This window comes from Streptomyces sp. NPDC058964 (assembly GCF_042741275.1).
In the GTDB taxonomy this organism is placed as follows: domain Bacteria; phylum Actinomycetota; class Actinomycetes; order Streptomycetales; family Streptomycetaceae; genus Streptomyces.
Window position 1 is genome coordinate 1 of sequence record NZ_JBHYKH010000572.1, and the last position, 5,525, is coordinate 5,525.

The window sequence follows — 5,525 nt, forward strand, 5'->3', positions numbered from 1 at the left end:
CCGCACACTCGACCCATGGACATCGTGATCCGGCCCGCGGCCCCCGCCGAGTACACCACCCTCGGCGAGATCACCGCTCAGGCCTAACGGCAGGACGGCCTGCTGACCTTCGGCGAGAGCGACTGGTACCTGGGCGAGCTCAAGGACGTGGCCAAGCGGGCGGCGGCCGCCGACGTACTGGTCGCCGTGGCGGACGGGGAGGTGCTCGGCGGGGTCACCTTCGTGCCGTCCGGTGGCCCCATGGCCGATCTCGCCGGTCCCGGCGAGGCCGAGATCCGGATGCTGGCGGTCACCCACTCGGCCCGCGGCCGGGGAGCCGGGGAGGCGCTCGTGCGGGCCTGTGTCGAGCGCGCACGGGCCCTGGAGGGGTGCACGGGGATCGTCCTGTCGACCCAGCACATGATGCACGCCGCCCACCGCATCTACGAGCGTCTCGGTTTCGTCCGGGTCGCCGAGCGCGACTGGAACCCGATTCCGCACGCCGACGACCTCATGCTGCTCACCTACGAATTGACACTCTGACACGCTCCGGAGTTACACCAACACACCGCAGACACAACATATGGGGGTGCTGTCCTCACCCGGCACTAGATGTATGCTCATGCTCGCTGTCGCCACAGGGGAATCCGGTGCGAATCCGGAACTGTCCCGCAACGGTGTACTTGCGTGCAACCACACGCATGACCAGTCCGAGGACCTGCCGACAGCGCGCCCGGCCGTCCGGTCCGGGTGCTCTGACGTCCGGGCCTCGCGGAGTGGGCCGGTGGACGCGACGCCGCGTGCGCTCGTGTGCCGCCCTGCCCTCCGCCAGGCCCCGTGCCGAGCGAGGGAGAGCCCCACGTGACCATCGCGCCAGCCGACCCGGCTTCAGCCACAGGCCTGGAGACCGACGGTCCCGGTACCGCGCTGCTGCGGACCCTGACCGAGCTGACCGCAGACCTCCCCGACGCCGACCCCGGCCGGGTCGCCGCCGCCGCGCTGCGCGGACGGTCCGCGCGGGCGGACGAGACGGAGCTGCGCGAGCTGGCCACGGAGGCGGCCGCCGGCCTCATCTCCGAGGACCCCGCCTACTCGAAGCTGGCCGCCCGGCTGCTGGCCGTCGGCATCCGTGCCGAGGCCGCCTCGCAGGGTGTCACCACCTTCACCGAGTCCGTCGCCGTGGGGCACCGCGAGGGACTGATCGCCGACCGGACCGCAGAGTTCGTACGGCTGCACGCCGAGCGGCTGGACTCGCTGATCGACGCGGACGCGGACGACCGCTTCGGCTACTTCGGCCTGCGCACGCTGCACAGCCGCTACCTGCTGCGCCACCCCATCACCCGCAAGGTCGTCGAGACGCCCCAGCACTTCATGCTGCGCGTCGCGGCCGGTCTCGCCGAGGACGACGGCAACCGGTCGGTCGACGAAGTCGGCGCGCTCTACGCGCTCATGAGCCGCCTCGACTACCTGCCCTCCTCCCCCACGCTCTTCAACTCCGGTACGCGGCACCCCCAGATGTCGTCCTGCTACCTCCTCGACTCCCCGCTGGACGAGCTGGACTCCATCTACGACCGCTACCACCAGGTGGCCCGGCTCTCGAAGCACGCCGGCGGCATCGGCCTCTCCTACTCCCGAATCCGCAGCCGTGGTTCGCTCATCCGCGGCACCAACGGCCACTCCAACGGCATCGTCCCGTTCCTGAAGACTCTCGACGCCTCCGTCGCCGCCGTGAACCAGGGCGGCCGGCGCAAGGGCGCGGCGGCGGTCTACCTGGAGACCTGGCACTCCGACATCGAGGAGTTCCTGGAGCTGCGCGACAACACCGGTGAGGACGCCCGCCGTACCCACAACCTGAACCTCGCGCACTGGATCCCGGACGAGTTCATGCGCCGGGTCAACGCCGACGAGCGGTGGTCGCTGTTCTCCCCGTCGGACGTGCCGGAGCTGGTCGACCTGTGGGGCGCCGAGTTCGAGGCCGCCTACCGCCGGGCGGAGGCCGCCGGACTGGCGAAGAAGACGATCCCCGCCCGCGACCTGTACGGGCGCATGATGCGCACCCTGGCGCAGACCGGCAACGGCTGGATGACCTTCAAGGACGCCGCCAACCGCACCGCCAACCAGACGGCCGAGCCGGGCCACGTGGTCCACTCCTCCAACCTCTGCACGGAGATCCTGGAGGTCACGGACGACGGCGAGACGGCCGTCTGCAACCTGGGTTCGGTGAACCTGGGCGCCTTCGTGACGGACGGCGACCTCGACTGGAAGCGCCTCGACGAGACGGTCCGCACCGCCGTGACCTTCCTCGACCGTGTCGTCGACATCAACTTCTACCCGACCGAGCAGGCGGGCCGCTCCAACGCCAAGTGGCGTCCCGTCGGCCTCGGCGCGATGGGTCTGCAGGACGTCTTCTTCAAGCTGCGCCTGCCGTTCGACTCCCCCGAGGCGCGCGCCCTGTCCACCCGTATCGCCGAGCGCATCATGCTCGCCGCGTACGAGGCCTCCGCCGACCTCGCCGAGCGCAGCGGTCCGCTCCCGGCCTGGGAGAAGACCCGTACCGCCAAGGGTGTCCTGCACCCCGACCACTACGGCGCCGAGCTCAACTGGCCCGAGCGCTGGGCCGCCCTGCGCGAGCGGATCGCCGCCGTCGGCATGCGCAACTCGCTGCTCCTCGCGATCGCGCCGACCGCCACCATCGCCTCCATCGCGGGCGTGTACGAGTGCATCGAGCCGCAGGTCTCCAACCTCTTCAAGCGCGAGACCCTGTCCGGCGAGTTCCTCCAGGTCAACTCGTACCTCGTGAGGGACCTCAAGGAGCTCGGAGTCTGGGACGCCCGCACCCGTGAGGCGCTGCGCGACTCCAACGGCTCGGTGCAGGACTTCGCGTGGATCCCGGCCGACGTACGGGCGCTGTACCGCACGGCGTGGGAGATCCCGCAGCGCGGCCTGATCGACATGGCGGCGGCCCGGACCCCGTTCCTCGACCAGTCGCAGTCCCTGAACCTGTTCATGGAGACGCCGACCATCGGCAAGCTCTCCTCGATGTACGCGTACGCCTGGAAGCAGGGCCTGAAGACGACGTACTACCTGCGCTCGCGCCCGGCGACCCGTATCGCCCGAGCCGCCCAGGCGCAGCCGCAAGCGTCCATCCCCGTCCAGCAGGTGGCCGATCCAGACGCCGTCGCCTGCTCCCTTGAGAACCCCGAGTCCTGCGAGGCCTGCCAGTAATGTCCGCCCGTGCCCAGAACCTGCTCGACCCCGGCTTCGAGCTGACTCTCCGCCCGATGCGCTACCCCGACTTCTACGAGCGCTACCGGGACGCGATCAAGAACACCTGGACCGTGGAGGAGGTCGACCTCCACTCGGACGTGGCCGACCTCGCCCGGCTGACCCCGGCCGAGCAGCACCTGATCGGCCGGCTGGTGGCCTTCTTCGCGACGGGTGACTCGATCGTCGCGAACAACCTGGTGCTGACGCTGTACAAGCACATCAACTCCCCGGAGGCGCGCCTCTACCTGTCGCGCCAGCTGTTCGAGGAGGCCGTGCACGTCCAGTTCTATCTGACGCTCCTGGACACCTACCTCCCCGATCCGGAAGACCGGGCCGCCGCCTTCGCGGCCGTGGAGAACATCCCGTCGATCCGCGAGAAGGCCGGGTTCTGCTTCAAGTGGATCAACGAGGTGGAGAAGCTGGACCGCCTGGAGTCCAAGGCCGACCGCCGCCGCTTCCTGCTCAACCTCATCTGCTTCGCCGCGTGCATCGAGGGCCTGTTCTTCTACGGTGCCTTCGCCTACGTCTACTGGTTCCGCAGCCGCGGACTGCTGCACGGGCTGGCCACCGGCACCAACTGGGTGTTCCGCGACGAAACGATGCACATGTCCTTCGCCTTCGACGTGGTGGACACCGTCCGCAAGGAGGAGCCGGAGCTCTTCGACGACGAGCTCCAGCGACAGGTCACCGACATGCTGCGGGAGGCCGTCGAGGCCGAGCTGCAGTTCGCGCGCGACCTGTGCGGTGACGGCCTCCCGGGCATGAACACCGACTCGATGCGGCAGTACCTGGAGTGTGTCGCCGACCAGCGGCTGAGCCGCCTCGGCTTCGCTCCGGTGTACGGCTCCGAGAACCCCTTCTCCTTCATGGAGCTCCAGGGGGTTCAGGAGCTGACCAACTTCTTCGAGCGGCGTCCGTCGGCGTACCAGGTGGCGGTGGAGGGCACCGTCGACCTGGACGAGGACTTCTGATCCCGTCCGGTCTCCCGGGGCTCCTGGGCCTGCCTGAGCTGTCGGTCGATGCGCCGGTCGCGCACGATGCCGATCAGTGAGGGGAGGACCAGGAGGACCAGGATCCCGAGGACGACGGCCATTCCGGTCAGGGCTTCCGTCTGCGCTGTAGTCATGACACCACTGTCGCGCCGAACACTCCTTACAGACAGTGGCAGGACTGCCGCACACCCTCGAATTACCGCCACTTCCACGGCACACTGGAAGCATGCTGAGAAACGTGGCCGCCGTCCTCCTCGACGGCGTGCATCCCTTCGAGCTCGGCGTCGTCTGCGAGGTGTTCGGCATCGACCGCAGTGACGAGGGGCTGCCGGTGTACGACTTCGCCGTGGTCTCGGCCGAGGGCCCGCGACTCGAGACCCATGTCGGCGGGCTCACGGTCTCGACGCCGTTCGGACTGGACCGGCTGGAGGAGGCCGACCTGATCGCCGTGCCGGCCGGCAGCGACTACGTGTCGCGCGGCTATCCGCCCGAGCTCCTCGACGCCCTGGTGCGGGCCGTGGAGCGCGGGGCGCGGGTGCTGAGCGTCTGCTCGGGGGTGTTCGTGCTCGGCGCCGCCGGGCTGCTCGACGGGCGGCGGTGCAGTGTGCACTGGCGGCAGGCCGGGGAACTGGCCCTGCGCAACCCGCGGGCGGTCATCGAGCCGGACGTGCTCTATGTCGACGAGGACCCGGTGATCACCTCCGCCGGCACCGCCGCCGGGATCGACGCCTGTCTGCACATCGTGCGCAAGGAGCAGGGGCCGGAGGTCGCCAACAAGATCGCGCGGCGGATGGTGGTGCCGCCGCACCGGGACGGCGGTCAGGCGCAGTACATCGAACGGCCGCTGCCCCGGGACGCGTGCGACACGGTCGGCGAGGTCCTGGTGTGGATGGAGCACCACCTCGACCAGGAGGTCACCGTCGAACAGCTGGCCGCCCGCGCCCACATGGCTCCCCGCACCTTCGCCCGCCGCTTCCAGCAGGAGACCGGCACCACGCCCTATCGCTGGATCCTGCGCCAACGCGTGCTGCTGGCACAGGAGTTGCTGGAGCGCTCGAACCAGACGGTGGACGCGGTCGCAGCCCGGACCGGGTTCGGTACGGCGGCCGCGCTGCGCCACCAGTTCGTACGGGCGCTGGGGACCACCCCGAACGCCTACCGGCGCGCGTTGCGGGGGCCCGGGGGCGCCGGGACACCCCCCCGCGGCGCGGGGGGGCCCCAGGGGCCCGGGGTCGGCGGCGCCCGGGGGGGCGGTGCGGGGTTGCCCCCCGCGGGGGCCCCGTGGGC

At 70.3% G+C, this 5,525-nt stretch carries 3 protein-coding genes, 2 pseudogenes and 1 riboswitch; of the genes and pseudogenes, 4 read left to right on the plus strand and 1 reads right to left on the minus strand.

Annotated features, from left to right (window positions below; all coding sequences use genetic code 11):
* Positions 1–15 precede the first annotated feature (15 nt).
* From ACFW2E_RS40480 to ACFW2E_RS40490, 3 genes and pseudogenes are all read left to right on the plus strand, one after another.
* A pseudogene (locus tag ACFW2E_RS40480) lies at positions 16–522 on the plus strand (GNAT family N-acetyltransferase).
* 43 nt (positions 523–565) lie between these two features.
* A riboswitch (cobalamin riboswitch) is annotated at positions 566–720 on the plus strand.
* 120 nt (positions 721–840) lie between these two features.
* A complete protein-coding gene (locus ACFW2E_RS40485) occupies positions 841–3,204 on the plus strand; it encodes a ribonucleoside-diphosphate reductase subunit alpha (protein WP_384475184.1) in 2,364 nt (787 codons plus the stop codon).
* The gene (locus tag ACFW2E_RS40490; RefSeq protein WP_384475187.1) at positions 3,204–4,217 is read left to right on the plus strand and encodes a ribonucleotide-diphosphate reductase subunit beta; all 1,014 of its coding nucleotides are present in this window, start codon (positions 3,204–3,206) and stop codon (positions 4,215–4,217) included. Before ACFW2E_RS40485 ends, ACFW2E_RS40490 begins: the two co-directional genes overlap by 1 nt.
* Here ACFW2E_RS40490 and ACFW2E_RS40495 read toward each other — a convergent pair.
* Positions 4,130–4,372 (minus strand): hypothetical protein, encoded by a 243-nt coding sequence (locus tag ACFW2E_RS40495; protein WP_384475190.1) that lies wholly within the window; start codon positions 4,370–4,372, stop codon positions 4,130–4,132. The two genes, ACFW2E_RS40490 and ACFW2E_RS40495, sit on opposite strands and share 88 nt — an antisense overlap.
* Positions 4,373–4,464: 92 nt before the next feature.
* Between ACFW2E_RS40495 and ACFW2E_RS40500 the strand changes: the two are divergent.
* A pseudogene (locus tag ACFW2E_RS40500) lies at positions 4,465–5,427 on the plus strand (helix-turn-helix domain-containing protein); the annotation flags it as partial.
* Positions 5,428–5,525: the final 98 nt, after the last annotated feature.

Bases quoted from the DNA above. Each gene is read 5' to 3' on its own strand.
- ACFW2E_RS40495 (WP_384475190.1), bottom strand. From the start codon at position 4,372: ATGACTACAGCGCAGACGGAAGCCCTGACCGGAATGGCCGTCGTCCTC.
- ACFW2E_RS40490 (WP_384475187.1), top strand. From the start codon at position 3,204: ATGTCCGCCCGTGCCCAGAACCTGCTCGACCCCGGCTTCGAGCTGACT.